The organism is Trichocoleus sp. FACHB-46 (genome assembly GCF_014695385.1).
Classification (GTDB): Bacteria; Cyanobacteriota; Cyanobacteriia; order FACHB-46; family FACHB-46; genus Trichocoleus.
Map to the genome: position 1 here is coordinate 180,300 of NZ_JACJOD010000022.1, position 26,107 is coordinate 206,406.

Here is a 26,107-nt window from a genome sequence, read left to right on the forward strand (position 1 = left end):
TTATGACTCATTACGGTCTGTTATGCCCTCCCACAACTGGGCACCTCAACCCCATGCTAGCTCTAGGCTGCGAGCTGAAACAACGAGGCCATCAAGTCACTCTCTTCAATATCCTCGATACAGCAGCAAAGGCAAAAGCGGTTGAAATTAACTTTTGGCCCCTTGGTAGGAAAGAGTTTCCTTTAGGAACTTTGGGAAATTTCTATGATCATTTGGGCACATTACGAGGTTTAGCGGCTTTTCAGACCACCCTGAACTTCAGACAACAAGTTTGGGCTACTGTGTTTCTGCAAGAAGCTCCTGCTGCAATTCAAGCCGCAGGGGTAGAAGCTCTGCTCGTGGATCATGTGATTGTTGCTGGAGGAGCGATCGCCGAACGACTATCTCTGCCCTTTGTTTCTCTCTGTAGTGCCCTCTTAATGCAGCCCGATGACAGTGTGCCTCCTTTCTTTGCAGGTTGGCCTTATGACCCAGCACCTTGGACACGGTTACGAAATCGGTTTGGCCATGCTCTATTGGTGCAGTATTGGCGCATGGTGCATCAACCTGTGAATGAGTACCGCCAAATGTGGCGATCGCCGCTATATCTTAATCCCAGTGATGCACTCTCCCCCCTCGCTCAAATCAGCCACCAACCTGCCGAGTTTGAATATCCTCGTCAATATCTTGCTCCCTACTTCCACTTTACTGGGCCGTTCCACAGCACTGTGAGTCGAGAAACCGTCTCCTTCCCATTTGAGAAGCTAACAAGTCAACCTTTGATCTATGCCTCAATGGGAACGCTACGAAACCGTTCGCATCGGGTGTTTGAGCAAATTGCTGCCGCTTGTGTTGGCTTAGATGCTCAGTTGGTAATTGCTTTAGGGAAAGGTCTTGCTCCGGAAGCTCTTGGGGCTCTCCCTGGCGATCCGATTGTGGTCGGTTATGCTCCCCAATTAGAACTTCTGCAACGCGCCACTCTAGCCATCACCCATGCAGGCTTGAATACTGCCCTAGAATCTTTACAAGCAGGAGTGCCGATGGTGGCGCTCCCAGTCACAGATGATCAGCCAGGAGTTGCAGCTCGGATCGAATGGACAGGCGCTGGAGAAGTAGTTCCAAAATCTCGCTTGACCACAGCCCGTTTAAGAACTGCGGTTCAACAAGTCTTAACTTGCGAAACTTATAAACAAAACGCAGTCAGATTACGACAAGCGACCGCCCAAGCTGGCGGAGTAACACGGGCTGCGGACATTGTGGAACGAGCGATCGCAACTGGCAAGCCTGTCTTGACTCAAGATTTCTCCAAACCTAAACCTGAACCATGCGCCCCATTATTCAACTCTTTGCCAAGCTGTTAAGCTCGGAGGCCCACAGATTTCATCAAGCTCTGCAAGACCCACAAGCCGCTCAACAAAAAGTTCAAAAGAAGATTTTTGAGTGCTTCGTTGCCAGTGAATATGGCAGATCTTTAGGGGTGCGATCGCTGACCGACTGGCAGAAAATCCCGATTGTGAACTACACCGATTTGGAGCCGTGGATTGAGCGCCAAAAGCAGATTCAGCAAGCTCTTCTGACCCCGCAACCCATTCTCTTTTACGAGAAAACTTCTGGGAGCCGTGGGGCTGCAAAATGGGTTCCCTACACGCGATCGCTGCGCCGCTCCTTTAGCCAAATGTTTTGCATCTGGGCACATGATCTGATCACAAATGGGCCTCAGTTCTCCACAGGAAAAGTCTATTTCTGTATCTCGCCGCAACTCACTCAACCCACACAGACAGATACAGGAGTACAGGTTGGACTAGCAGATGATGCCGAATATCTAGATGGGTGGTTGCAGTGGGCGTTACGACCTTTTTTATTGGCTCCTACGGGTTTAAGTCGTCTCCGCGATCCAGAAGCGTTTAAGGAGCAGCTCTGTCTAGGGTTATTGCAATCAGAAAAACTAGAGATTATCTCAATTTGGAGTCCTAGCTTTCTCAGTGTCCATCTTGATTACATCCAGCAACACCGCCAAAAGCTTTGTGAGCAACTGCGCGATCGCGTCTCTCCCCGACGCCTCGCCTTACTCTCAGACCCCACAACGACTTGGACAGAAATTTGGCCCCACCTAAAGCTGATTTCCTGTTGGGATAGCGTCAATGCTGCCGACCAAGCTCAAGCGCTGCGATCGCACTTTCCTGGTGTGATGGTGCAGGGTAAAGGACTTTTGGCGACTGAAGCCCCGATGACAGTGCCACTGATTGCCGCTCAGGGATCTGTGCCGCTGCTGAATGAAGTCTTCTTTGAATTTGAGGATTCCACTGGCAAGATTCATCTTTTGCACGAGCTAGAGCCAGCCACAGAATACTCAATCATCTTGTCCCAAAAAGGCGGGTTGTATCGGTATCGCATGGGCGATCGCGTCTGGATGACTCACACCTACCTGAACACGCCTTGCCTGGAGTTCTTGGGCCGAGACCAGATGACCAGCGATTTAGTTGGCGAAAAACTACATGCTGCGTTTGTGGCTCAAGTCCTCGATCACCTAAATTTGGGGGGCACAACGTTTAGAACTTTAGTTCCCGTCACTCAACCTCAGCCCCATTATGTTTTGTTGCTCAATCAGGCTGATCGGGAAGGAGATGCGATCGCCCAACGACTAGATGCTGCCCTCAGCGAGTCTCCCCACTATGAACATGCTCGGCTTTTAGGACAACTAGCACCTGCTCAAGTTTGGGTATCGCCAGATGTGCCTGACCTGGTGCTGCGACAGAAATTGCAAGCGGGCCAAAAGTGGGGGGACATCAAGCATGAAGTGTTGGCGACCAAGCCAGTCGAAACACTGCCGACGGTTGGGCTTAGGTCTAGTATTTTCGGTAGGGTGGGTTAGGCTAGCCGTAACCCACCAAGCAAGCAAAACCGAGAGGCAAAAGTTACGCCTCGACTTTGACACCGCGCCAAAAGGCGACATAGCCTTCAATATTTTTGGCAGCCTGCTTCGCCTCTGGATAGTACCAAGCCGCGTCTTTGTTCACTTGGCCTTCTACTTCAACGTTGTAGTAGCTGGCTACACCTTTCCAAGGACAAGTGGTATGAGTTGAACTTTCTTTAAAGAATTCGCGATTGATGGCATCTGGGGGGAAGTAGTAGTTGTTCTCTACCACTTCGCAATTGTTACTTTCGGCGAGGACTGCACCGTTCCAAACTGCTTTTGCCATGATTCACTTCCCTCGTTTCTATTCAAGTTCGCTTGTTTGGTCAATTTTGGTTAAGAACGGACAGATTGAATCCTGTCCTAAACCAGTCTTTCTCTAGACTCTAGTCAGGATAGCGTGGAACTATAGCGGGTTGTGCGAGGAAAGTTTATCTGTATCTTTTTGTCCTATATTTGATAGCCATGATGCTTAGTGCTGTATCAAGCAATTTTTGATCGGTGATGTACTACACATCATTCAATCAAACCCTTCAATTAAAAATTGGCAGATTACCAGCTATTTATGCTTAATTTCCTATCGTTTTTGAGGTAAAGAGCTACTATGAACCCTCCTAATGCACCTAGCCTCCATCTAACTGAGCCAGAGCGAGCTAACCTCAAGCGCTTAGTGGACTATCAAGCTGTTGAGTCTTTGCCAGCGATTTGGCCAATTGTGGCTCAGAAATTTGGCTCAATTGTGGCCTTAAAAGATCCTCATGCCAAACCGGAAGTGTCGCTGACTTACGCGCAGGTATATCAGCAAATGCAGCACTTTGCCGCAGGGTTGCAGGCATTAGGGGTAGAAGTGGGCGATCGCGTGGGCCTAATCTCCGACAACAGCCCCCGTTGGTTTGTGGCGGATCAAGGCATCATGACGGCTGGAGCAGCCAATGCCGTGCGGAGTTCTCAAGCAGACCGTGAAGAACTTTTGTTTATTCTGGCTGATAGCGGCAGCACCGCGTTGGTCGTTGAGAATCAAGCCACTCTCAAGAAACTACGCTCTGGACTGGATGGGTTGGCAGTTCGAACCGTGGTGCTACTTTCCGACGAGGAGCCACCTGTTGATGAAACGCTCAAAGTCTTGAACTTTTCTCAACTACTAGAGCTGGGTGCCAATCACTCGTTACAACCGGTGCAGCAAAATCGCGAAACCTTGGCTACCTTGATCTATACATCCGGTACGACAGGCAGGCCAAAGGGAGCCATGCTCAGTCATGGGAATTTGTTGCATCAAGCCACCATGCTAGGGGCCGTTGTGCCGCCACAGCCCGGTAATATTGTGCTGAGCATCTTACCTAGCTGGCATGCTTATGAGCGAGCTTTTGAGTACTTTGTTTTAGCTCAGGGTTGCACTCAGGTTTACACCAGCATCCGTCACGTTAAGCAAGATCTGAAAACATACAAACCCCAATATATGGTGGGAGTGCCCCGTCTGTGGGAGTCGATTTATGAAGGGGTACAGAAACAGTTTCGCGAGCAACCAGCGAGTAAGCAAAGGCTGATCAACTCGTTCCTGGCGGCTAGCCAAAAATACATTGCCGCTCAGCGCATTATCCAGGGCCTGAGCCTAGAGCATCCCCATCCTTCGGCGGTTGAACGCTTAGCAGCCGCTGCAAAAGCTGCCGCTCTGGCTCCGGTTCATGCCTTGGGCGATCGCCTGGTTTATCGCCAAGTTCGAGAGGCCACTGGCGGCAAAATCGAGTTTTTGGTGAGTGGAGGTGGGTCTTTTGCCAAGCACCTTGACAACTTCTTTGAAATTATTGGAGTCACCGTTTTGCAGGGCTATGGCCTTACAGAAACCTCACCTGTAACCAATGTGCGGCGGCCTTGGCGCAATCTTAAAGGTGCCTCTGGTCAGCCCGTACCAGGGACGGAGATTCGCATTGTAGACCCAGAAACTCGTAAACCTCTACCTCCTGGAAAGCGGGGTTTGGTGCTGATTCGGGGGCGGCAAGTCATGCAGGGGTATTACAACAATCCGCAGGCGACCGCTAAAGCGATTGACCCGGAAGGGTGGTTTGATAGCGGCGACTTAGGCTGGGTGACGGATGAAAATGATTTGGTGCTGACGGGACGCGCCAAAGACACGATTGTCTTGACTAGTGGTGAAAACATCGAACCGCAACCGATTGAAGATGCTTGCATCCGCAGCCCATACATTGATCAAATTATGGTGGTTGGACAAGACCAGCGATCGCTGGGTGCCCTAGTCGTGCCTAACTTGGATGCTCTACAACTATGGGCCACTCAGCAAAACCTATCTCTCAACTTGCCTGATCAACCCGCTAGCACCAATCCGTCCGGGGCTTCGGCGATCGCCCTCGACGACAAACGCATTCAAGATTTATTCCGCCAAGAACTGAATCGGGAAGTGCAGAACCGCCCAGGGTATCGCCCTGATGATCGAGTGGGGCCATTCCGCCTAATTGTGGAACCCTTCTCGGTCGAGAATGGCATGATGACGCAAACCTTGAAGATTCGGCGACCCGTTGTGATGGAGCGCTATCAAGGTATGATCGACGGGATGTTTGCCTGATCGCTGGGCTGACGCACCGTATACAGACGCAGTATCGTTTTTGACAGAATCGTTTCTTGCAAAAACGTTGGCGCAAGTACGCGTTGTTTCCCAAGCGTTGCCCATCCTCAAACTATTTTCCAAGTGAAATGTTTATGGACGTCTCCAATTCACAATTACTCCTGAAACGAGCCATTACAGTTAAAGCGATCGTCACCCCCCGGTGGAAGGAGGAAGCTCAGCAGCAACTCCAGGCGCAAATTAATCAACTTGACAGCCAATTGCAACAGTTGGAAATGCAAGGGCAGCGGATGATTGCTGAAATTCAAAAGCAAAGTCTGCAACCCCCTGGCCCTCAAACAGTGCAGCAGATTGACAATATTCAAATTCAGGTCAATCAAAAGAAAAGTGAGCTGCTAGAGCAAAAAAACCAAGTGCTCCAGCAGTTGCAGCAAGTGCAAATGCTAGAACTCAACCAAGAAGTGAGCCAAGGCCAAATCGAAAGCTTCTTCCGGATCGAGCCGGGTGATAACTTGGTTGAAAAGATGCAAGTTGAGGTTTTATTGCGGGATGGCATCGTCGAAGAAATTCGGGGCGATGTCTAAAGCTTGACTCTCTAACGATGGGTGCGATCGCTCAAAGCGCTCAGGTTAGGTGCGACTTCTAACTCTCTTGAGGTTTCCCACTGTTACAGGTGGGAATTTTTGTAGGGTCGGTGAGGCGATCGCAGCAATTCTAGTCAACTTTGTTCTGTGTGATAGCCCTGGTGGCATCTGTCAGGATAAAATGCGATCTGGCTTTGCTCCAGTTTTAACGATTTATTGATTCAGAACCCAGCCCATGATCAACGAAGTTTTCATGCCTGCCCTCAGTTCTACGATGACTGAAGGAAAAATTGTTTCCTGGACTAAGTCGCCAGGTGACAAAGTTGAGAGAGGCGAAACCGTCCTAGTTGTCGAATCCGACAAGGCAGACATGGATGTGGAGTCCTTCTATGAAGGCTATCTCGCTGTGATCATGGTGCCTGCGGGTGAAAGCGCTCCGGTGGGACAAACGATCGCCTTCATTGCCGAGACAGAAGCTGAAATTGAGACAGCGAAACAGAAAGCCGGGGGTCAGTCAGCGACGACCACGACAAACCCTGCGGCTGTGTCTGCGCCTGCGGATGCCTCCACCCAAGCCCGCCAAGCAGCGATCGCGACAGAAGCTACAGTTGCAACCGCCACCAACGGTAACGGCTCCAGCGTTAGCAGTGGCCGCACCATTGTTTCTCCTCGTGCTCGCAAACTGGCAAAAGACTTAAAAGTGGATCTCGCCGGATTAAAGGGCAGTGGCCCTCACGGTCGGATCGTCGCTCAAGATGTGGAAGCGGCTGCGGGTAAATCTCAACCTCCTGTTTCTGGTGGGGGCACAGTTCCACCTTCTCCAGACAGGCTCGTAGATCCAGTTCCTCCAGGTGTAGGTTCTAAGCCTAAGTCTGTTCCAATTTCTCCACCTGCCCCTGTAGTTCCCGGTCAAGTGGTGCCGTTGACCACGCTGCAAAACGCGGTCGTCCGCAACATGATGGTGAGCCTCAGCGTCCCCACCTACCATGTTGGCTACACGATTACCACCGACAACCTAGACAAGCTTTATAAGCAAGTGAAGTCCAAAGGTGTCACTATGTCGGCTCTGCTGGCCAAAGCAGTGGCAGTGACACTACAAAAGCATCCTCTATTGAATGCCAGCTACACCGAGCAAGGCATTAGCTATCCTTCTGCGATCAATATCTCTGTTGCAGTGGCAATGGAAGATGGTGGCTTGATTACCCCTGTGCTGAAAAATGCCGATCAAGCGGATCTCTACTCGTTGTCTCGCACCTGGAAAGACTTGGTCGATCGCGCCCGTGCTAAGCAACTCCAGCCCGATGAATACAATAGCGGCACCTTCACCATTTCTAACCTGGGCATGTTTGGGGTCGATCGATTTGATGCGATTCTGCCTCCGGGCCAAGGTTCGATCCTGGCGATCGGAGCCTCTAGACCTCAAATGGTAGCAACCGATGATGGCTTGTTCGGTGTCAAACGGCAGATGCAAGTGAATATCACCTGCGATCACCGCATCATTTACGGCGCTCATGCGGCTGCTTTCTTGAAAGACTTGGCAACCTTGATTGAGACCAATACTCAGTCGTTGACGCTCTAGAATTCACCTAAGCAGGACACCTAAATAAAATTAAGAGGCGATCGCTTTTCAGTTTGGAGCGGTCGCCTTTTTAACTCCAATTAACCCAAATCTGTAGCGTGGGTTAGGCGAAGCCGTAACGCACAGTCTTAATTAATTGTGGATTCGGTGCGTGATGCTAACGCTCACAGCTATTTTGAGGCTCGTAAAGATTGAGCGATCGCTAACAATTCGTCTGGTTGACCAATCAAGAAATCAGGATTTTGTCTCGCTAAAGCTTGCCTGGAATTAAATCCCCAACTTACAGCCACGGACTTAATCTTGACTTGTTTGGCTGCTTCAATATCTCGCGTTTCGTCACCCACGTAGATGACAGTATTGGGGTTAATTTGTTTTTGTAATAGCAGCCGACTTAAAACCTTATTTTTGCCGAACAAGCTGCTTCCTGAATGCACGAAATCAAATAGCTCATATAAGCCGTGATGCTTCAAGAAGGTTAAAACGTTGCTCTCAGCATTAGAGGTGACGATGCCAAGCCGATTTCCATCTTGCTTCAACGCCCATAAAGCTTCTTGAATACCGTGAATTGGTTTTAGATGAGGAATTTCTTGTTTTAGCTCATTTTTAACTCGACGCATTAAAAAAGGCAGCTTTAAGAGCGGAATTTTTGAATATCTAATGATTTCTTGAGAACTTAAGTTCTGAAGTTTTTTGACTTCTTCAGAATTGACGGTTTTGTAACCAAATTCTATGGCTAGGCGATTAGTGATTGCCACGATCGCCTCTAGTGTATCGGCCAAAGTTCCATCGAAATCGAAAATAATCACTGACACAGCTACAAATACAAAAATAACTATTAATTCATGAACCAAGATCACAGCCGTAGTCTAACTCAAATTGGGTGTGGGATTGAGGGAGCGATCGCCAATCTCTCATTTCCAAAACGATGGGTCAGAGGAGCAGCCTGATCAATGCCTTCTCTAGTATTCTGATGAAGGAGCTGAGTAACATTTATCTAAGGCGGTAGATTAGCAATTCTTGCCTATTCCGCCGTTAGCTCCAGTGATGCCTAACTGTTTACTAAGAGAGCAACCGTGAAAGCAATTTTGATGACAGCCCCTGGAAGCCCGGAGGTCTTGCAACTTCAGGAAGTGCCTGATTTAGCAATTCAAAAACCCACCGAGCTATTAGTGCGGCTCAAAGCTGCTGGCATCAACCCAATCGACACCAAATTGCGACAACGAGGCACGTTTTTCCCAGACCAAATGCCCGCAATTTTGGGATGCGATGGCGCTGGAGTGGTTGAGGCTGTGGGTGCAGAAGTCCAACGGTTTCAGGTGGGCGATGAAGTGTACTTCTGCAACGGCGGCTTGGGTGGGCATCCGGGCAACTATGCGGAGTTGGCAACGATTGATGAGAAATTTGCGGCTCGCAAGCCTCGTTCACTCAGTTTTGAAGAAGCAGCGGCGGCTCCTTTGGTACTACTTACGGCTTGGGAAGCATTGTTCGATCGCTGCAATTTGCAACCAGGGCAGCGGGTGCTAGTGCACGCAGGTGCGGGAGGCGTTGGTCATGTGGCAGTACAACTAGCGGTAATTAAGGGAGCGCGAGTTTGCAGCACAGTAGGCACCGAAGAAAAAGCTCGTCTGGTGCGGCAGTTGGGGGCTGAGTTGGCAATTTTGTATCAGCAGACTGACTTTGTCCAAGCGGTGATGGATTGGACCGAGGGCGAAGGAGTAAATATTGCCTTTGATACGGTGGGAGGCAGCAACTTCTTCAAATCCCTAGAGGCGGTCAAGGTGTATGGAGAAGCCGTGACGATTCTGGATTTTGACACTGCCAACGCTAACTGGAAGACAGCCAGAATGCGGAATTTGCGGGTCAGCCAAGAACTGATGCTGACCCCAATGCTGCAAGGGTTAGTAGCGGCTCAGCAACATCAAGCCGAAATTCTAGAAGCCTGTGCGACTTTATTTGATGAGGGCAAGCTGAAAATTCATTTGCAACAAGCCTTGCCTTTGGCTGAAGCGGCTACGGCTCACCGCTTGCTGGAAGCTGGCTCCATGACAGGCAAATTAGTTTTGGTGATTTAGCCTAACCGAGAGCTGTAAATTGGGGTCATAATTCTTGCGCTGGCTATTTGGGAATTGCTGGGAGCATCGTTCTGAAAGGGCGATCGCCTCCCGATTCATTCGTAAAATCATTTGTTTATTGCTGCTGTGCAGTCTGTTGCTAGGGCTGCTCTGGCCGCAGCCAAGTTGGGCCGCTGCCCCACTAGAACGAACCCTCCTAACCTTAGATCTGTTGCAGGAACGGTTGCGATCGCCAGCCCAAAGTGAGGGGATTCGCACAATTGATTTGCGCCGCCTCGACATTGATCTGCGACCAGAAAATGCCATGTTTCGCGATCAGTTTTACCGTTTGTTGCAAACTCAGTTGCAGCGGGCTGGATCGCCTTTAGGGTTGGATTTGAGCTATTCCGTGATTCAAGGAGAGTTTGCGGGTAACCAGTTGGGGCTAAGAGCGCCGATGTATGGGCAGGCGTTATCTCCCATTTTTACTACGGCTGAGCAAGAGCAACTACGACGCGATCGCCGTCGTTTATCTCGATTGAGTGAACTGTCGCGATCGCTGATCACCACTCCCAACGTTGGCACCCAAGCTCTGGCTCCCTTACAAATTGCCGTATTCCGCGGCCCACTGAAGCTGGCTCAGACTCGCTTTGTGGGAGCGGCAAATTTTAGTAATACCTTCTTTCTCAACCGGGTGGAGGCGCAAGGCACCTGGTTTGGTCAAGAAGCTGATTGGTCGGGCACCCGTTTCAGCCAGCCCAGCAGTTTCGCCGGAACTATTTTTAATCAAGAAGCTCGCTTTCGCAGCAGTATTTTTTTCGAGCGCGCTGGGTTTAATCAGTCGCAGTTTCAAGGACTCGTTAACTTCCAAAGTAGTGAATTTCAGGGCACAGCTAACTTTAGCCAAGCCATGTTTCGGCAATTTGCCAATTTCAGTCGTGTGCAGTGGCAAGGAAATGCAGACTTGGCCCAAACTCGCTGGCAAGAAGTGGCTCAGTTTAATAAAGGTCGATTCGTGCAGTCCTGTTTTCTCACGGAAGCGGAATTTGAGCAGCCTGTGAGCTTCCGGGAAGTGCAATTTAGTCGTCCTGTAAATCTGCGGGGGGCGAGTATTCTGGAGCAAGCCGACTTTAGCGATGCGGGCTTTAGTAAAGCGGCTTACCTGAATGTGCCAGGGTTAAAGTTTGATGCCGACCATGCCAAGTTTCTCGGTAATCCGGGCCAGATTGGGCGATCGCTCTCGGTTCCAGTGCTGCAAGGCAATGAAAGCTTATTGCGGAACTTGGTGCGAAACTTTCGCCAACTAGAACAAATTAGTGATGCCAATCAAATTGAATACAAAACCGAATCTTTGCGACTGCAAGAACTACGGCAACGACTTTTAGGGACGAATATCAACACTGCCTCTGTGCCCCGTCTGGTCAAGATTGGTTTTTCTGCGGCTCAAGCCGAAGCGATCGTCCAACGCCGAGTCGAGCAACCCTTCCGCGCCCTCACAGAACTGCTCACCCTCGACAGCATTGACCTGGCTGACTATATCAAGATTCGCGATCGCGCCATAGCCGCCGATTCCCGCAACTGTGTGGGGTGGGTGTTAGATGGATTGCACTGGCTCTGCCTCAGCTTGCTGTTGTTGTTGAGCCGATATGGCACCAATTTCTGGTTGGTGTTTGGTGTCGAAATTGTGGCGATCGCTTACTTTGGCGTGCTGTTTTGGCTGATCGATCGCTTGCGACGGTTGCGGCCCAAACCCATCGTGCCAACTCTTTACGAAACGATCGCGGTGCTCAGTAGCTTCAGTGTGTTGTCCTTAGGCGGGCTGGTGACGATTTTTCAAACCTCCGATCGCCCTTGGCTCACCTTAGCTTGCCTCGCCGTCGTGATTGTGCCAGTTCCTCTTTTGCTCTTGGGACGGTTGTACCAGCAGGGACGCTACCACAACTTAATGGATGTCAGCTATTTTGTCGAAGAAGGTAGCTTGCGGCAATTGCGCCTCCTAATTGGGCGGATGCCAATCATGCCCCGCTTCCCGTTGTTCCAGGAGCGCTACGTGCCGCTACTCTGGGATCGCCGCTGGAATTGGCTGAACTATTACGACTTCAGCTTCAACAACCTGCTGCGCTTTGGATTTAATGACATTCGTCTGCGCGATCGCGATATGCCTGGTTTAATTACGACCCTCGTTTGGTATCAGTGGAGCCTAGGCATCCTCTTCATTGCCTTGCTGCTTTGGACCCTATCGCGTACCATTCCGGGGCTAAACCTATTGATTTACTTCAAATAGCAAGAATCTGTAGCGCTTACCATACTTGTACTTAGCATCAAATATTACCTTAGTGTGATTGTTTCCTAGACAAATCACGAATAAGCTTTATAAAAATGCGGCACTAAGCATAAGCGAAAAACGTCAACTTACAAAGTTAGTAGTTCGATGTACTCTAGCTTTGACTAATTTTTTTCATTAATCTCCGTTAAACATAAGTAACTTTAGCAACATCGCTGAGTTTCGTGCTAAATCAGGCGTGCATCTTCAGAGTGGAAAGATTTCATCCAAAACTTTCCACCACCATGACTCCAACTCCCTTAGAAGCAATTTCCGTAGCAATTATTGCCTCACCTCTTAGCTGTTTTTATAACAACTCCGAGCCATAGATGAAGACAATCGAAGAAATCAAGCTTCAAGCGGAATTGCCTGTTCTAGTAACTGATGAGCAGGGACTAATCATTTACGCAAACGAGCCTTTTAGAGCGGTTTTTGGCTGGGATGACGACGAAGTGTTGGGGCAGACACTGGAAGTAATAATTCCAAGAAGCTTCCACGATTCCCACCATCTGGGCTTTTCGCGCTTTGCCATGACTGAACAGTCAAAAGTTCTCAACCACCCCCTGAAACTAAAAGCAGTCAAAAAAGATGGCACAGAGATTGAGGCTGAGCATTTTATTACGGCTGAAAAATTAGCAGGAAATTGGTTTTTTGCAGCCATACTTCGTCCCCTGGATGCCTAATCACCTCATTGCTGAGTTCCAAGGATACAGATGGTGGCTAACTCAACTGACCTAGTCAGCAAATTGCGCACAACTCTGGGAAAGATGGAGGTGGCGCTGGGAGCAATTACAGAAGCGATCGCCTGGACTGATGAACTAGGAAGAGTTCAGTGGTCCAACACTGCATTCGATCACCTAATTGCCAAAAATCGATTTGACATTTTAGGCACTAAGCTAATCAATTTGTTGCCTTTAATCCAAAATGGCGAACCTGTTTCTGTGGCGACCCATCCAGTCACAATGGCCTTCAAACGTCAGAGGGATTCGACTGCCTGTTATGAATTTCGGCAGGATAATACCACGTTAGTTATAGAAATTTCTTGTACTTGTATTCATCTCAAAGACGCAGACAATGGTGTTGTAGTCGCGATTCGCAATATTACACAACGCCAACAAGCAGAAGCACTCTCAAAGCGACACCAAGAACAATTGCAAGACTTGGTAGAAGAGCGAACAGCAACCTTATCGTTTATTAACAACCAACTGCAACAGGAAGTTTGCGATCGCCAGTACACAGAAGCAGTCTTACGCGAAAGTGAGGCTAAAAATCGCGCCTTAGCAGAAGCTGCTACCCTCCAAGCGCAACAACTCAGCCAAACCCTACTGGAACTGAAGCAAACTCAAACCCAACTTGTTCAAAGTGCCAAAATGTCCAGCTTGGGCCAAATGGTGGCTGGCATCGCTCATGAAATTAACAATCCCGTCAACTTCATCTACGGCAACTTAACTTACACCGATCAATACACGCAGAACTTGTTGGCTTTGCTGCAACTTTATCAGCAAGCTTATCCCCAACCTAACTCCAAAATTACCGAATTTAGTGAAGCGATCGAACTCGATTTTTTAATCAACGATCTGCCGAGAATCTTAGCTTCGATGCAGATTGGGGCCGAACGGATTCGGGAAATTGTTTTGTCACTAAGGACATTTGCGCGACTGGATGAAGCAGAACGCAAGGCTGTGGATATTCATGCTGGAATCGACAGTACTTTGTTGATTTTGGAAAATCGGCTGAAGTCCAAGGGACGCGATCCAGAAATTACCGTAGTTAAAAAATATGGCGAATTGCCTGAGGTGGAGTGTTACGCCAGCCAACTCAACCAAGTATTTATGAATGTGCTCAGTAATGCAATCGATGCTTTAGAAGAGCAACCCGAACCGCGAGTCATCACGATCAAAACCTCAGCAGTAAGCTCAACGGCTGCACCTGACAAGACTCAACCGTTGGGCGATCAGAGCGATCGCGTGATTATCCAAATTCATGACAATGGCCCAGGCATCCCAGAAGCAGTTCAGGCAAAACTATTTGAGCCATTCTTTACCACTAAACCCACGCAGCAAGGGACTGGTTTAGGTTTAGCCATCAGCTACCAAATTATTGTAGATAAACACAAAGGAACGCTCCGATGTACTTCAGCACCGGAGCAAGGCACAGAATTTTGGATCGAAATTCCGCTTCAGGACGTGGCTGCGGATGCCTAAAGCTTGGCTTCGAGAGACTTCAAGTATTCAGTATTGACTCCCGACTCGCGAGTTAAGGCAATTTTTCCGGTGCGGGCAATTTCGCGAATGCCAAATTTGTTCAACACTTGCACGATCGCCACCATTTTGCCCGGATCGCCCACAACTTCTAAGGTGATGGCATCTTCCGCCACATCTACCACCCGCGCCCGGAAGATTTGCGCCAGTTCCACAATCTCCGAACGATTGGAACTAACCGCGTTCACCTTCAGCAGCATCAGCTCTCGTTCAACACAAGGCACTTCGGTAATATCCTGCACCTTGATGACATTGATCAGCTTGTAGAGTTGCTTAGTGAGCTGCTCAATGCTGTTGTCATCACCCGGAACCACCATCGTAATTCGAGAGACTCCCATCTGCTCGGCTGGGCCTACGGCTAAGCTTTCAATGTTAAAACCCCGACGGGCAAACAGACCAGCAATGCGGGTTAGAACTCCCGCTTCATCTTCAACCAGAACAGAAAGGGTATGTTTCATCGCAGTAATTGTCTAACCAAAATGCTGGTAGCAACAGCACAGTAGACCGCCATTTTATCGCGCTCTCTCTCGATTGGAAAACTATTAATTCATCAAATTAGATTTGTAAGGTCGTGTTGAACAGGCTTTGCCACCCAACTAGCAACTCAATGCCTAGACTTGCAAGGCTGTCTTGAGCTGATGAAACTTGCCCAACCAGCTAGGATTTCTGACCGGATTAACTAACTATGTCTCTGTCAATAGGGTTAGCGCTGCTCCTTGCGGACCTCTTTTCCTGGGCAGATGCTTGACTGGCCTGAAATGTTTTTAATCAAGTTAAGTAAAGATTGATTCGGAGCAAGATTATGGGTTGGTTACAAAGACTGTTTGGCGTTAAGAAGCCTCAAAATCCTCAGCAGGCAATTAATGCAACTCCTGCACCCCAAGCAGCGCCCCAAAGCGCACCCGCAGGACAATCCTACGCTGCCCCTTCTGCAACTGAAGCAACTCCCCCCGAGCGAGTGGGCCTGAATGGCGAGTACGACCAGAGTGGTCTAGCAAAGCGTGTCGCTCTAGCATTTGACGAAGATGACCAATTGGATGACATTGAGACGCTGTATGTCGCTCAGACTGGCGGCACCGTCGTACTGAAGGGCAAAGTACCCAGCCAAGATATTCTCAATAGAATGGTTTCAGTCGCTAGAAACGTTAGCGGTGCGACTGGCGTAGAAACTGACCAAGTCACGATAGGCTAAGTCATGGTAGCGTGACAAATTCAAAATTTATCCTGTACTGCTGTTTGATTTTATCTCTCCTAATTTTGATCTCTACTGGAGTCAGTAGAGATTTTTTTATGAGCCGTTACTCCTCAACAGCAACTGGTAGCGCTGAAAATTCAGCCGTTTTAGCTACACTCCAAGTATCAATCCACTCCAGAATCGCCTGATTCACTGCTTCTGGACATTCATCGTGCAGGCAATGACCAGCGTTGTCTACTTCGACAAACTTGAGGTTGGGGTTGTAGCTGATAAACTGCCGCGCCAAGCTATAAGGAATCATCCGGTCCTGCTTCCCCCACATCAGCAGCATGGGAATTTGCAGGGTTGGCAGCATAGACTTGACGCTAGGGCCAAATTTGGTGCTAGTCATGGCTTTAAGGATGGCACAAAATGCTTGAGCAGAGCCTCGGTCTTGGGCAGGTCCAGTCAAAATATCTACGAGTTCATCGGTAACAGCTTCTGGGTTGGCATAAGCAATTCTGGCCCAGGGCTTTACGACTTGAGGCCGTCGCACTACTCGAAATATGGTTTTGAGCAACAGCGGGGAGGCAAATAGACCTTCGAGAGTGGCGATCGCGGGTCGGAGAAATTGAGGAATCGCTTCTTCGCGGGCAGAAGGATCGGGCAAGCTGAGCATGGCAATCCCCGCGACCATATCCGGGTGAGCTGCTGCCGCCGCCATACAGATCAGCGAGCCAATGGAGTTACCCACTAACACCACAGGCTGACGAATAAAGGTTTTCCAGAAGTCATAAACTTGCTCGACCCAAAAAGCTGCGTTGTAGTTAGCCACTGCTTTCTCAGAAGCTCCAAACCCCAACATATCGAGTGCATAAACGGTGTGGGATTGGCTTAGCGCTTCTAGATTCTGCCGCCAGTGCCCAATCGATGCGCCAAACCCATGCAGCAAAATTATGGGCGTATTGCTAGTGGCTCCCTGTGCCGCTCGCATGTAGGTGTAGCGAGTTTGCCACCCCCGCCAAACCCAATCTCGCTGATTACCAACCCGCTGATGCCAAGGCAAAGAAGTGACCACGCTGACCTCAAAAGTTGCTCCTAAAGCCTATGCTAAGCCAAAAGTTCTGGTGCTTGGCTCTAAGTAAGGATTGTGAAGGGAGCAGGAGAAGCGATCGCTATACAAACCTGTTAAAGAACTACGTGCATGCAGAAGAATTTATTGCAATTGAATACAGATTCAGTTTCTGCTGCTGGGCAATTAAGATGCTATGTCAGCTGTGATGCTAGCAGGGCTTTGGTTGACTTGCATTGGATATCACGCCTTATACTTTTCTGCAAATTTGATTTCCAGGCTTTTTTCAAAAAAAGCTTTGCAGAGCAGTTTATCTGTAATAAATTTGAAAGCAAGGTTTTGGTACAAATGTATCATGAAAAGCAATCGTAAACGACGCAGAGAAGCGATTTCTAATACTGGACTCAGCGTTATGTTCTCTGAAAAAGCCCTTATTGCACTGTTGTCTGTGGTTCTGACTCTCGGTGTTGCTCACTTACAAGTTAGAAGCTCGGTTAGTCAACAAGCTCCGATGAGAGTCTTGCAAGATAAACAAAGTTAGTTGATTGATCTAAGGGAAATTCAAGAAGTTGCAAAAATTTGTACAGAGGATGATTACTTATGCCAAGCGGCGGTTCTCGAAAAGGATCAGGTCGAAAATATAAATTTGGAGAACCATCTGCGGATATTGGTGTTCCTAGATCAATTAGTAATGATTTAGCCGTAGCAATAGAGTACTTGTGGGAACAGGGAATACGAGGGCAAGAACTAGTCCAGGTCTTACGTTCAGCGAAGTTACACCGGATTAGAAAGTACGATTATTCGGTGTCAGCGGGTGCGAACAGTACATCCAGCGTCGGAGGGGATTCAATGAACACCGATTATGAGGAAATTGACCTCTATGACGCACTGATCGAAGAACCGAGCAAAACCATCATATTGCCCGTGATAGGCGACTCAATGATAGGTATTGGTATTTATCCAGGTGACTGGTTGATTGTTGAACAAATTAACCCTCTATATCAGAAACCTCAAGAGGAAGACATTGTTATAGTCTCCATTGATGATGAAACCTTAGTTAAACGCTATAGAAGGGAAAAGGGAGAGGTAGTTCTGGTATCAGAGAACGAGAACCACAAACCTATCAGGCGTACTGAAGGTTCGATTTACATCTCAGGAATTGTGAAAACAGCTATTCGTCGTAACTTGTCAAAACTGTAACTTCAGCCCGATCACACAATGAAGCAATTCGGGATTAGATAGTAGATCTGGTGTTGAATTAATAAGCTAGTTGGCTAAGACAATGCCCACGCTTGTTCACATCACAGACGAAAAAAATAGTGCCCGAATCAAAGAGTCTGGCATTGCGCTAGGAAAATATCGTAGCGTCATCTACTTCATGCCTGTTGTACAGGATCACTTTATATCGCATCAGTGGTTACGGGAACTTCGGCGTAGGGGTGCACGGGTATTGGTTGGTGTTTACTTTCGCTTGCCATCAGATGAGCTTGTTTGGGCAGGGAAGTACAGCTCAAAACACCAACGTCTACCCTTAGGGCAAGCCATCCGTGACTTTTCTGCACTTGCAGATCCATTGGGTTATGAGATGTTCATCGAGAGAAAGATCGATGCGGCAGAAATCACCAAGATTCGTCATTTACCTCAAAAAATTGGTTGGCGTTATCAGCCCCACGCTCATAGAAAGCCACCATGCGGATGTCCAGCATGTCTGGATTACGGCTCCTACGGGTCAAGAAAGATTCGTGAGAAATATGATTCTCCGTCTATTCCAGTTCCCTACGAAACACTTAAGGCCAGGATTGCAGAGTCTAGTCAGATAGATGTTTTGTTGGACTGCTTATGGGCGCTGTGCAATAAGCGCCGAACTGCCGACCCTTCCTTTCTTGAGCATCTTCTGACTATTGAGGACGCCGAACTTCAGGAAGTGCTGGCTCGCACGCTTGCACATTTTAGACACGAAAAGACGAAACGCATGTTGCTGGAGCTGTGTAAGCATGAGTCTGCTGAAGTCAAGACAGCTGCCACAGAGAGTCTTGTTCAACTCTATCGCCAGGACGCGATCGCCGTGCTAGGCCCATTAGTGGATGATCCAGCAATTTCAATAGCACTGGCTGACAGTTCGCTTGAATTCTTGTAAGGGGTGATTGGCAATCCTAGTTGATTCGCACTAATTCGCGATCGCCTCTCCGCAAACCTGAGTAAACCCATTAGGTGCTGCTTTCGCAAGCTCAAGGCAGACCCGTGACTTTACGTAAGCGTTTGTTAAGTTTTGTGAAATTTAGTGTTATTCTCTTAACAGATTGCTGAAGCTTCAGCGTGGAAACGCTCTGGAGTGCATCTCTTTGTCAGTTGTAAATCTCATCAAGGTTAGGCCCGTACTATGCCGATTACGATTGACTCAGCTCGCGGAATTTTTCCTCAAACTCTATTTGCTGATGCAGTACCAGCTACGATCGCTAGATTCAAACAACTCAACGCCGAAGACCAACTAGCATGGACTTGGTTCGCTTATCTTGAAATGGGCCAGACCATTACCGTTGCCGCTCCTGGCGCTGCCAGCATGCAGTTTGCAGAAGCGACTCTAGAGCAAATTCGAAAAATGACTTTTGCTGAGCAAACGCAAGTCATGTGTGACTTGGCAAACCATGCCGACACCCCAATTTGTCGCACCTATGCTGCTTGGTCTGCAAACATCAAGCTAGGATTTTGGTACAAGCTTGGGCAATGGATGGATGAAGGAATTGTGGCTCCCATTCCAGCAGGCTATCAACTTTCCGCCAACGCCTCAGCAGTACTGCAAGCGGTTAGAGAATTAGATCAGGGCCAACAAATTACAGTCCTACGCAATTCTGTAGTTGATATGGGGTTTGACCCAGGTAAGTTGGGTGACTACACCAAAGTTACTGAACCTGTTGTTACTCCCAAAGACATCTCACAGCGCACTCAAGTCACTATTGAAGGGATTGATAACCCGACGGTGCTGAGCTACATGAACAATTTGAATGCCAACGACTTTGGCGCTTTGATTGAGTTGTTCGCACCCGATGGTGCCCTTCAGCCTCCTTTTCAGAGACCCATCGTTGGCAGAGATGGCATCCTGCAATTCTTCAACGAAGAATGTCAAAATCTGAATCTGATTCCAGAGCGAGGCGTTTCTGAACCCGCAGAAGACGGTTACACCCAAGTAAAAGTCACTGGCAAAGTCCAAACTCCTTGGTTTGGTGCCGCTGTGGGCATGAATATGGCTTGGCGATTCTTGATCAATCCCAAAGGCAAGATTTTCTTTGTCGCAATTGATTTGTTGGCTTCTCCTAAAGAATTGCTGAACTTGATTCGTTAGAGAAGTGACCCTGTAGATAAGCTCTGAACGATTGTGAGCGCTCTTCTAAAGGGCGCTCAGCTTTGTCTTGACCAGATGATATAGAAATAGTGCAAATGAGTGACGTTGAGTGGTCTCAAGTAGAGAAAGAAGTAGCTCAGGAAGCTTTTGAGAGAGCCTACGAACGAGAAATTAATGCTTTGATAACAGAAGTTCGTGAGAGAGCCAGCACGATTACAGAATTGGATGATACTTGGCTGTTACATGATTTCTTAAGTGCAAGAAGACACCAGCTCGATGGCAAGTACGACTATAAATATTCAGTGCTGATCTTTGTGTTTGCTCAGTTGGTTAAGGAGGGTTGGTTGCATCTCAAGGAGCTAGAGGGGCTGGAAAAAGATAAGCTGACCAAAATAGCAGCTCTTACCCGCATGTGAGAAATGCCCTGCCTAAGAACCTACATTGAGACAAGAGCCATCGCCCAGAAACGACAGCGGGTTACTCATATCTTCTGCAAAGCCGAGGATACCGCGATCGCGATGTTCGTAGAGCAATTCCCCCTGAGCATCAAAGAGAAAAGTACCTCCCCGTTGCGTCATATAAGCGGCATCTGGCACATAAGTTTTCCAGTGGCTCAGCACTTCTGTCATATTTCGCAGGCGCAGGGTAGCCAGCTCGAAGGGGCGTTGAAATCCTGTACCGCCTGCCAGCTTGAAAAATGAACCTTTAAATGGTGGGAGTGGTTTAGCTTGCACCACTTCTTCGTCATCAATCAGCTGAGGAGCTTGGCGATCGCCTCGATAACCCCGAAACACTTCGGCCAGTGTCCCAGGGCTACCAATCCCGGCGCACATCAGCATCAAGTTCATCCAGGCATTCTGAGCCGAGGAGAGACTAGGTACCTTGAGCGAGAGACCCGAATAGAGGCCGAGTTGACGGTGCAGTTCTGCGGTCGGGTCAATCAATAAGCAGCCAGCGGGAAAACCTGTGTAGTCGCAAAATTTCTGACCAGAATCGCGATCGCCAATTCCCACGGCTCGAATTGTGATGTTCTGAGCTTGGAGCTGTTCTGCTTCTCGTTGCAGCCACCAGGCATATTCCAAACTGTCAAAGTCTCCCAGTTGCGGCCAAACCAAAACCAACTGTCGCGTGGCAGACTCACAATCGCTAAGAATTGGGGCGATCGCTCCATCGCTTACCCTTTGACGTTGAGTTTGCTTGATGATGGCGTAAGCATCCATAAAATTGGCCTAATTCAGAGAAAAACTAGAAAAGTATAAATGATTTAATCAGGTAGTCTAGCTGGGAGCGAGGTGAAGGACGATCGCCTATTTTGAAGCTGCAGCCATCAAGAAAGCTAATTAGGGTCATCACAGGGACTGAGCAGTCTTGCTTAGAGTTGGGGCTGATCTTCCCCTACAATACAATCAGCGAAGCGTGGGATCGCAGGTAGATCAGGGGTATAAGGATCAACGCGATCGCTAGCTTGGTAGGGAATAAAAAATTCAGTTAATTAGGTCAGATAAGGTGTCGGCTATGAGCACAACAGAGACTTCCAGCGCTAGCAAGAGCAAAGCTAAGAGTGATCAACCAGCAACTTTGGAACTTGCTGACAAGAAAAAAACGGGTAGTGTGACTAAGGCTAAAACCTCAGGATTGGCGCTGCAAACCTATCATCCTAGCCCTTTGCCCAATAACCGCCCCATTGGACCCAGCACTCTAAGAGTGGCCCATGTAGGTTCTTTGCCAGGTGGCCGTCCGATTTTTGAAAGTGACCTGCAAATTGTAGAGTTTGGCGGACTCCATCAAGATCGCCCCATTTTTGCTAGCACCTTAGAGGTTGCCGACTCCGACTCTCTCCCCAATCACCGACCGATTGCAGTTAGCAAGTTGGAAATTTCAGCGTTAGATTCCCTCCCCAACCATCGCCCCATTATGGTAAGCCAATATGAAGGAGAGGAAGACTCAATGGGTTTTATCGATTAAACTCGTGACAGCAAGTTTGTGTTCCAGACAGTTCCGCAGGGGTTATTGGTTGAGCCTCCTGCGGAATTTTTTATGGCCTTAACAACCGCTCGGGCACCAGTAAGAATAGTCGTCTGTAATCTCGCCTTCTGAAACCCGCATCCCCAAGCCTCCAGCCACGAGGCGATCGCGGCCATCGTTGTAGAGCCACGCGCCCCAAACGGCAGTCATTAATTCGTCAGCAATAGTGAGTTGAGGAAACTCTAAGAGTTCTTGGTAGACATAGGGTTGCTCCGTGTACCAAGGGTCGTTGTTGTGGCTACGGTTGGCGATCGCCCCTGCTTCAACGGCAAATCCCCCTTCCCCTTGGCGGCCCAAAATTGGCTTGGCAAAGTAGTCGCTGCCCAGCGCCTCAGTGGTTAAGGAAGTTTTGGGGAAATAGTCGATCACAGTGGCAGCATCGCGATCGTCAAAGAATTCTGATCCTAAATCGTTTATCAGGGCAAAAACACTTTTGGGTTGCAGCAGAAACGCTGAAGCAAAGTTCACAATCACGACTTTGCGCTCCAGAATCAGCTGCTCTAGGGCAGGCCAGAGACGCTCTCCTGCTTCGTCGGTATCGTGAATCGCCCACTCGACCGGATACCACATAAACAAAATGTCAATGCGCTCTCCAGTGCGTTCGTAGAAGAGGCGATCGCCGTTTTGAATTCGCAGAAATTCCAACGGAAATACGGTGCTTTTACCAGAATAGTGCTGGCTCAGCCATTGCATGGTGCCGACATCTTCAGGGTTGTTGAGAGCAGTAAAAGCAACATGACAATCTGAGAGGGATTTCTTAAGATAAGCTGCGGCTCGCTTGAGGTGTTGATTTAAGCTGGCACGAAGCAAATTTTGGGCACCGGGGACGGGGTCTTGCAAGCCAAAATGCTGGGCGACATGGCCATTGCCTTCGGTACATTCAAACCAAAAGCTGGGCGTTTGCGGATTGGTTTCGACGACTTTTTTCAAGCTGACAGCGGGATTCCAGCACCAGTCCAGCCGCATACAAAGGGGAGGCAGTGGATCGTACTTAACCAAGCGAATAGTCTCAACTGGGAAGCCGTAGTCGAGCAATGTGTCGCCATCCAACTGCCGAATCACCGACCACATCTTCATGAATACTCGACCCACCGATTCAGAAGCTTGTCGCATCTCCTGCACAAAACTGGGTGAAACTTGGTGGCAGTGGTAGAGCGCGTAAGGCACTTGTTCACTAGCGATCGGCAAACCGGTTTCGCCGTCAATTGGGCACAGGTTATACCAGTTGAGCCGCATCGACTTAAACAAGTAATCGCGTTCTGGACTGTCGAAAATCTTGCTATTCATGGCTGCCTAGCCCATACCGCCCCAACGGCCAAAGCTACCAAATCCACCTCTGCCACTGCTGGAACTAGAGTGGCTACTGCTGCCGACACTTGAGCCTTTGCTGCCAGTGGTGGCAGGCACTTGCCGTAAGGTGCTACCAGAACCGGAAGTATAAACTCCCGAACCACCGCCCACATAAGTTCGGCTGCTGCCATTTGAAGAGTTGGTGCATTCGCGGTTGGCTTGTCTAACAGCAGGGTCGTTGCAGTTGAGATTGGTGGCACTAGGATTCGTCGTGCAAGCTGCCAGAAATGATGCCATTAAGGACGACATCATCAAGAGAGTAATCAGTTGTAATAAGCTAGGCTTCAATTTCATGCCAGTGTCCCATCGGACTAAGTGAGAAAAAGCTACAAGATTTGCGTGCAAGTTTACGGAATGAGGAATTCCTGAGATTGTCAGTGTTTCTCCTGGTTGTGGGCGATCGCGTTTCTAAAATTCCCAGGATGGAAAAGAAATGACTCCTGAGTTAACAGCAGCATTACAATTTATCGAAAAAATTGAGCGAGCCAATGTGGGGCAGTCTGTCTATGAGGTGGCCAACAAACTGCGCGGTTACACCAAGCCTAGCTACACCACGCCGATGTGGAGTACAGCCACAGGCTATAAGCAGCCTTACCTGGAGGGTGAGTTTAAGGGCAAGCTAAATCAAGAATTGCTGCTCAGCGGCGAGAAAACGGACTTTGGGCATTTTGTGGCGGCACTTTCGGACCAAATTAATCAGCCGGGAGTGCGTTGGTCTGATTTGACGAGCTGGACAGCAGACCACACCTCTTGGGCAGGCGACATTGGTTCTGCGATCGCCACCTTTCATGCCCAGGGCAGCAATCCCAAAATTCCTACGGTACCAGAAGCACTGAATCGCTATGCCTCAGATTCAGACTACGCCGCGAATGTAGCGGCTTATGTGGTTGGAGTGATGCTGAATTCTGGTAAACAAGTTTCAATTTCTCAAGCGATCGCTCAATATGATGCTCAGCCTTATGCCGAGAATATGAAATGGTATCTGCGGGAAAGGTTTAAGGGAGCGATCGCCAACAATCAACTGCAAAATCCGGCAGAAGTAGAAGCAGAAATCCGCCGTGCGATCTCAACTTATATTCGCCTGTCACCTGATTCAGGTTTGTTTAAATCGGTCAAAAATTTGTTGAAGTTGGACCCACAAACACAACCACAACGCGAAAATTTTCAGCACCCAAACGCAACTGAGTTATTGCAAGGGTCACTGCACTTTCTGACGTATTTAGTCAAGAAATCTGGACTAGAACCCCTTAAATTCAAACCTTATCAATTGCCCAAGGTACCTTGGTTGGGAACAGTCAGTTATGAAGTGAAAGTACCATTTGTTTGAGCGATAAGAACTATGGTTTTCAGATTTCCTCTAATTATTCTCGTGATTTGTGATTGTAACTGACCTTGAAGCTTTTATGTTCTAAAGTTATTTGGCAGGTGTCATTATGACTGGTGCTTCCCATTGTTTATGAGAGATAGGGAAATACGGTTCTAAATTCTCAAAGCCAGCAAGTGCAAGTATCATATAGCCATAGAATTGACTAAGAAAAACCATACTATCTAGCGCTTTTTCTCTGTCTTTCTCCGAACGTGAGCCACCTTGGCCAAAAAGCCAATCTGGATGTGCATTGCGATCACGTAAGTATGCGTGTGATACCATCAATGGCTCAGTAAGTGGTATCCACTGCTCAGATAAATGAGTTAAAAGAAACCTTTTTAAGCTTTTGCCAACATTCCATCCGTCTCTTTTATGCTTAAAGGGATTTTGGTCAATATTACGTAAAGCTGCCTCTAAAATGGTTGATACAAGTAGCTCTTGCGTCTGATAGCTCCTTTGGCGCGATGCCTCTGCTATTTGTCTAAAAATGTTACGACAAATTCCTGCTTTGAATTCATTTTTTATAAAAAAATCAGTTAGTTTAATAAACGAATTTTTGTCCAAGGTTTTCTTCCCATAAAAAGGTGATAAAATTCCTAGTTTTTCCACCTTGGGCATGTTTCTTATTTCTCTTCTTCCATGCAAGCCATCACTTAGTTTCTGATACACCAGTTGAACAGTTTGGCCTAAAAGAATAGACAGTGCATCTTGCGCTGCTTCTGCCCACTTCCAGCTATAAGACTTCGAAAAACTAGATTTAGAAAAATACCAATCAATCTGAAGATGATGTTTGTCAATTAATCGACCAAGAACCGTTTGCTCTTCAGTTTTATAAGAAATTCCACAGAAATGATTGTTGCTTTTGACTAGAGCGCCATCAATCCTAACTTCTTCTGATACTTGATCAGATAAGATCTCTATGTCCTGAACTCGATAAATTGCATGTCCGATCCAGAGACGACGCTCATCGTCAGTTAGCCCTTTTTTAGTGGGTTCAAAGAAAATTACTCTGTTTAAGTTTATGGAAAGACGATGCTGGAACAGGATATCTTCACGATCAATTAGAATCACTTCTGGTGCTATAGCGCAATTTGTATTCCAAGGTCTCATACAAATCGAGCTAGTATCACTTTTGCGAATAATACGAACTCTGCCCAGTTCAATCTTCTCAATCTGGCGCATTTTTTCCCTATTCAATAGTGCTTCAAGATGAAGACCTATTGAGGGGTCCCAAGATAAGATGCCTCGACCTTGATATCGGTTTTCAAGGTAGTCAAACCAGAGATTTTCTATAACATATTCAGATTTTTGAAAATAATCTTGCAAAATGGTTTCCTTGTATAATTTATGTTTGCCTTTGCTGTCTACTGAATTACTTCCTCTTCAAAATAAAGAAGCAGTTCTTTAAATCATCTTTTGCTTGCCAACTCAGTCACTACTTTTCTAAGTTGGTCGAATGTTTGTGTAGATGTGGCAAAATTTTAAGAGAACTTTAGATTTTAAAGTTGTCA

Annotated in this window: 25 protein-coding genes; 17 read left to right on the top strand and 8 right to left on the bottom strand. The window is 48.0% G+C overall.

The features are described 5' to 3' along the window. The first annotated feature begins 2 nt into the window (after positions 1-2). Positions 3-1,340: a glycosyltransferase gene (locus H6F72_RS12920; RefSeq protein WP_190435832.1), complete on the top strand. Its 1,338-nt coding sequence runs from the start codon at positions 3-5 to the stop codon at positions 1,338-1,340. After that, positions 1,304-2,851 (top strand): GH3 auxin-responsive promoter family protein, encoded by a 1,548-nt coding sequence (locus H6F72_RS12925; RefSeq protein WP_190435833.1) that lies wholly within the window; start codon positions 1,304-1,306, stop codon positions 2,849-2,851. Before H6F72_RS12920 ends, H6F72_RS12925 begins: the two co-directional genes overlap by 37 nt. 43 nt (positions 2,852-2,894) lie before the next feature. Here the strand turns inward: H6F72_RS12925 and H6F72_RS12930 are convergent, their stop codons facing one another. Then, positions 2,895-3,179, bottom strand: coding sequence for a DUF427 domain-containing protein (locus H6F72_RS12930; RefSeq protein WP_190435836.1), 285 nt, complete (start codon positions 3,177-3,179; stop codon positions 2,895-2,897). Between the two features lie 318 nt (positions 3,180-3,497). Between H6F72_RS12930 and H6F72_RS12935 the strand changes: the two genes are divergently transcribed. From H6F72_RS12935 to H6F72_RS12945, 3 genes are all read left to right on the top strand, one after another. After that, positions 3,498-5,471, top strand: a complete 1,974-nt coding sequence (locus H6F72_RS12935) for a long-chain fatty acid--CoA ligase (RefSeq protein ID WP_190435838.1) — start codon at positions 3,498-3,500, stop codon at positions 5,469-5,471. Between the two features lie 134 nt (positions 5,472-5,605). Continuing rightward, positions 5,606-6,055: a YlqD family protein gene (locus tag H6F72_RS12940; RefSeq protein ID WP_190435841.1), complete on the top strand. Its 450-nt coding sequence runs from the start codon at positions 5,606-5,608 to the stop codon at positions 6,053-6,055. Between the two features lie 235 nt (positions 6,056-6,290). Beyond that, a complete protein-coding gene (locus tag H6F72_RS12945; RefSeq protein ID WP_190435844.1) occupies positions 6,291-7,634 on the top strand; it encodes a dihydrolipoamide acetyltransferase family protein in 1,344 nt (447 codons plus the stop codon). A gap of 170 nt (positions 7,635-7,804) precedes the next feature. Here H6F72_RS12945 and H6F72_RS12950 read toward each other — a convergent pair whose 3' ends face one another. After that, positions 7,805-8,446 carry an HAD-IA family hydrolase gene (locus H6F72_RS12950; protein WP_190435847.1) on the bottom strand — a complete coding sequence of 214 codons (642 nt, stop codon included), beginning with the start codon at positions 8,444-8,446 and terminating at the stop codon, positions 7,805-7,807. 261 nt (positions 8,447-8,707) lie between these two features. Here H6F72_RS12950 and H6F72_RS12955 point away from each other — a divergent pair, with 261 nt between their 5' ends. The 4 genes from H6F72_RS12955 (at position 8,708) to H6F72_RS12970 (ending at position 14,212) form a co-directional block, all read left to right on the top strand. Then, the gene (locus tag H6F72_RS12955) at positions 8,708-9,706 is read left to right on the top strand and encodes a zinc-binding dehydrogenase (protein WP_190435850.1); all 999 of its coding nucleotides are present in this window, start codon (positions 8,708-8,710) and stop codon (positions 9,704-9,706) included. Between the two features lie 34 nt (positions 9,707-9,740). Then, a complete protein-coding gene (locus tag H6F72_RS12960) occupies positions 9,741-11,969 on the top strand; it encodes a pentapeptide repeat-containing protein (protein WP_206755437.1) in 2,229 nt (742 codons plus the stop codon). A 368-nt stretch (positions 11,970-12,337) separates the two neighbouring features. After that, on the top strand, positions 12,338-12,691 hold the full coding sequence (locus H6F72_RS12965; protein WP_190435853.1) for a PAS domain S-box protein: 354 nt from the start codon (positions 12,338-12,340) through the stop codon (positions 12,689-12,691). A gap of 30 nt (positions 12,692-12,721) precedes the next feature. After that, positions 12,722-14,212, top strand: coding sequence for an ATP-binding protein (locus tag H6F72_RS12970; RefSeq protein WP_190435856.1), 1,491 nt, complete (start codon positions 12,722-12,724; stop codon positions 14,210-14,212). On the opposite strand, the gene ilvN is transcribed toward H6F72_RS12970, so the two are convergent. Beyond that, positions 14,209-14,727: an acetolactate synthase small subunit gene (ilvN, locus tag H6F72_RS12975; RefSeq protein WP_190435859.1), complete on the bottom strand. Its 519-nt coding sequence runs from the start codon at positions 14,725-14,727 to the stop codon at positions 14,209-14,211. The genes H6F72_RS12970 and ilvN overlap by 4 nt on opposite strands. A gap of 344 nt (positions 14,728-15,071) precedes the next feature. On the opposite strand from ilvN, the gene H6F72_RS12980 reads away from it, so the two are divergent. Further along, entirely contained in the window at positions 15,072-15,461 is a 390-nt protein-coding gene (locus H6F72_RS12980) for a BON domain-containing protein (protein WP_190435863.1), read from the top strand. A gap of 106 nt (positions 15,462-15,567) precedes the next feature. On the opposite strand, the gene H6F72_RS12985 is transcribed toward H6F72_RS12980, so the two are convergent. After that, positions 15,568-16,521 carry an alpha/beta fold hydrolase gene (locus H6F72_RS12985; RefSeq protein WP_190435866.1) on the bottom strand — a complete coding sequence of 318 codons (954 nt, stop codon included), beginning with the start codon at positions 16,519-16,521 and terminating at the stop codon, positions 15,568-15,570. Positions 16,522-16,711: 190 nt separating this feature from the next. Here H6F72_RS12985 and H6F72_RS12990 point away from each other — a divergent pair, with 190 nt between their 5' ends. From H6F72_RS12990 to H6F72_RS13010, 5 genes are all read left to right on the top strand, one after another. Continuing rightward, entirely contained in the window at positions 16,712-17,056 is a 345-nt protein-coding gene (locus H6F72_RS12990) for a hypothetical protein (RefSeq protein ID WP_190435868.1), read from the top strand. 59 nt (positions 17,057-17,115) lie between these two features. Then, the gene (locus H6F72_RS12995) at positions 17,116-17,715 is read left to right on the top strand and encodes a LexA family transcriptional regulator (protein WP_190435871.1); all 600 of its coding nucleotides are present in this window, start codon (positions 17,116-17,118) and stop codon (positions 17,713-17,715) included. An 82-nt stretch (positions 17,716-17,797) separates the two neighbouring features. Continuing rightward, positions 17,798-18,652: a HEAT repeat domain-containing protein gene (locus H6F72_RS13000; RefSeq protein ID WP_190435873.1), complete on the top strand. Its 855-nt coding sequence runs from the start codon at positions 17,798-17,800 to the stop codon at positions 18,650-18,652. 243 nt (positions 18,653-18,895) lie between these two features. Next, positions 18,896-19,855 (top strand): orange carotenoid-binding protein, encoded by a 960-nt coding sequence (locus H6F72_RS13005; protein WP_190435876.1) that lies wholly within the window; start codon positions 18,896-18,898, stop codon positions 19,853-19,855. 95 nt (positions 19,856-19,950) lie between these two features. After that, the gene (locus H6F72_RS13010; protein ID WP_199299066.1) at positions 19,951-20,271 is read left to right on the top strand and encodes a hypothetical protein; all 321 of its coding nucleotides are present in this window, start codon (positions 19,951-19,953) and stop codon (positions 20,269-20,271) included. A gap of 12 nt (positions 20,272-20,283) precedes the next feature. Here the strand turns inward: H6F72_RS13010 and H6F72_RS13015 are convergent, their stop codons facing one another. Beyond that, the gene (locus tag H6F72_RS13015; RefSeq protein ID WP_190435879.1) at positions 20,284-21,075 is read right to left on the bottom strand and encodes a peroxiredoxin-like family protein; all 792 of its coding nucleotides are present in this window, start codon (positions 21,073-21,075) and stop codon (positions 20,284-20,286) included. Between the two features lie 295 nt (positions 21,076-21,370). On the opposite strand from H6F72_RS13015, the gene H6F72_RS13020 reads away from it, so the two are divergent. Further along, complete coding sequence (locus H6F72_RS13020; RefSeq protein ID WP_190435882.1) at positions 21,371-21,820, top strand: hypothetical protein; 450 nt, start codon at positions 21,371-21,373, stop codon at positions 21,818-21,820. Positions 21,821-21,898: 78 nt separating this feature from the next. Here H6F72_RS13020 and H6F72_RS13025 read toward each other — a convergent pair whose 3' ends face one another. Both H6F72_RS13025 and H6F72_RS13030 read right to left on the bottom strand, forming a co-directional pair. Next, positions 21,899-23,167 (bottom strand): glutathionylspermidine synthase family protein, encoded by a 1,269-nt coding sequence (locus tag H6F72_RS13025; RefSeq protein ID WP_190435885.1) that lies wholly within the window; start codon positions 23,165-23,167, stop codon positions 21,899-21,901. Between the two features lie 6 nt (positions 23,168-23,173). Continuing rightward, positions 23,174-23,524 (bottom strand): hypothetical protein, encoded by a 351-nt coding sequence (locus H6F72_RS13030; protein ID WP_190435889.1) that lies wholly within the window; start codon positions 23,522-23,524, stop codon positions 23,174-23,176. 139 nt (positions 23,525-23,663) lie between these two features. On the opposite strand from H6F72_RS13030, the gene H6F72_RS13035 reads away from it, so the two are divergent. Continuing rightward, positions 23,664-24,557: a hypothetical protein gene (locus H6F72_RS13035; protein ID WP_190435894.1), complete on the top strand. Its 894-nt coding sequence runs from the start codon at positions 23,664-23,666 to the stop codon at positions 24,555-24,557. Positions 24,558-24,644: 87 nt separating this feature from the next. On the opposite strand, the gene H6F72_RS13040 is transcribed toward H6F72_RS13035, so the two are convergent. Further along, positions 24,645-25,922, bottom strand: a complete 1,278-nt coding sequence (locus H6F72_RS13040) for a hypothetical protein (protein ID WP_190435897.1) — start codon at positions 25,920-25,922, stop codon at positions 24,645-24,647. Positions 25,923-26,107: the final 185 nt, after the last annotated feature.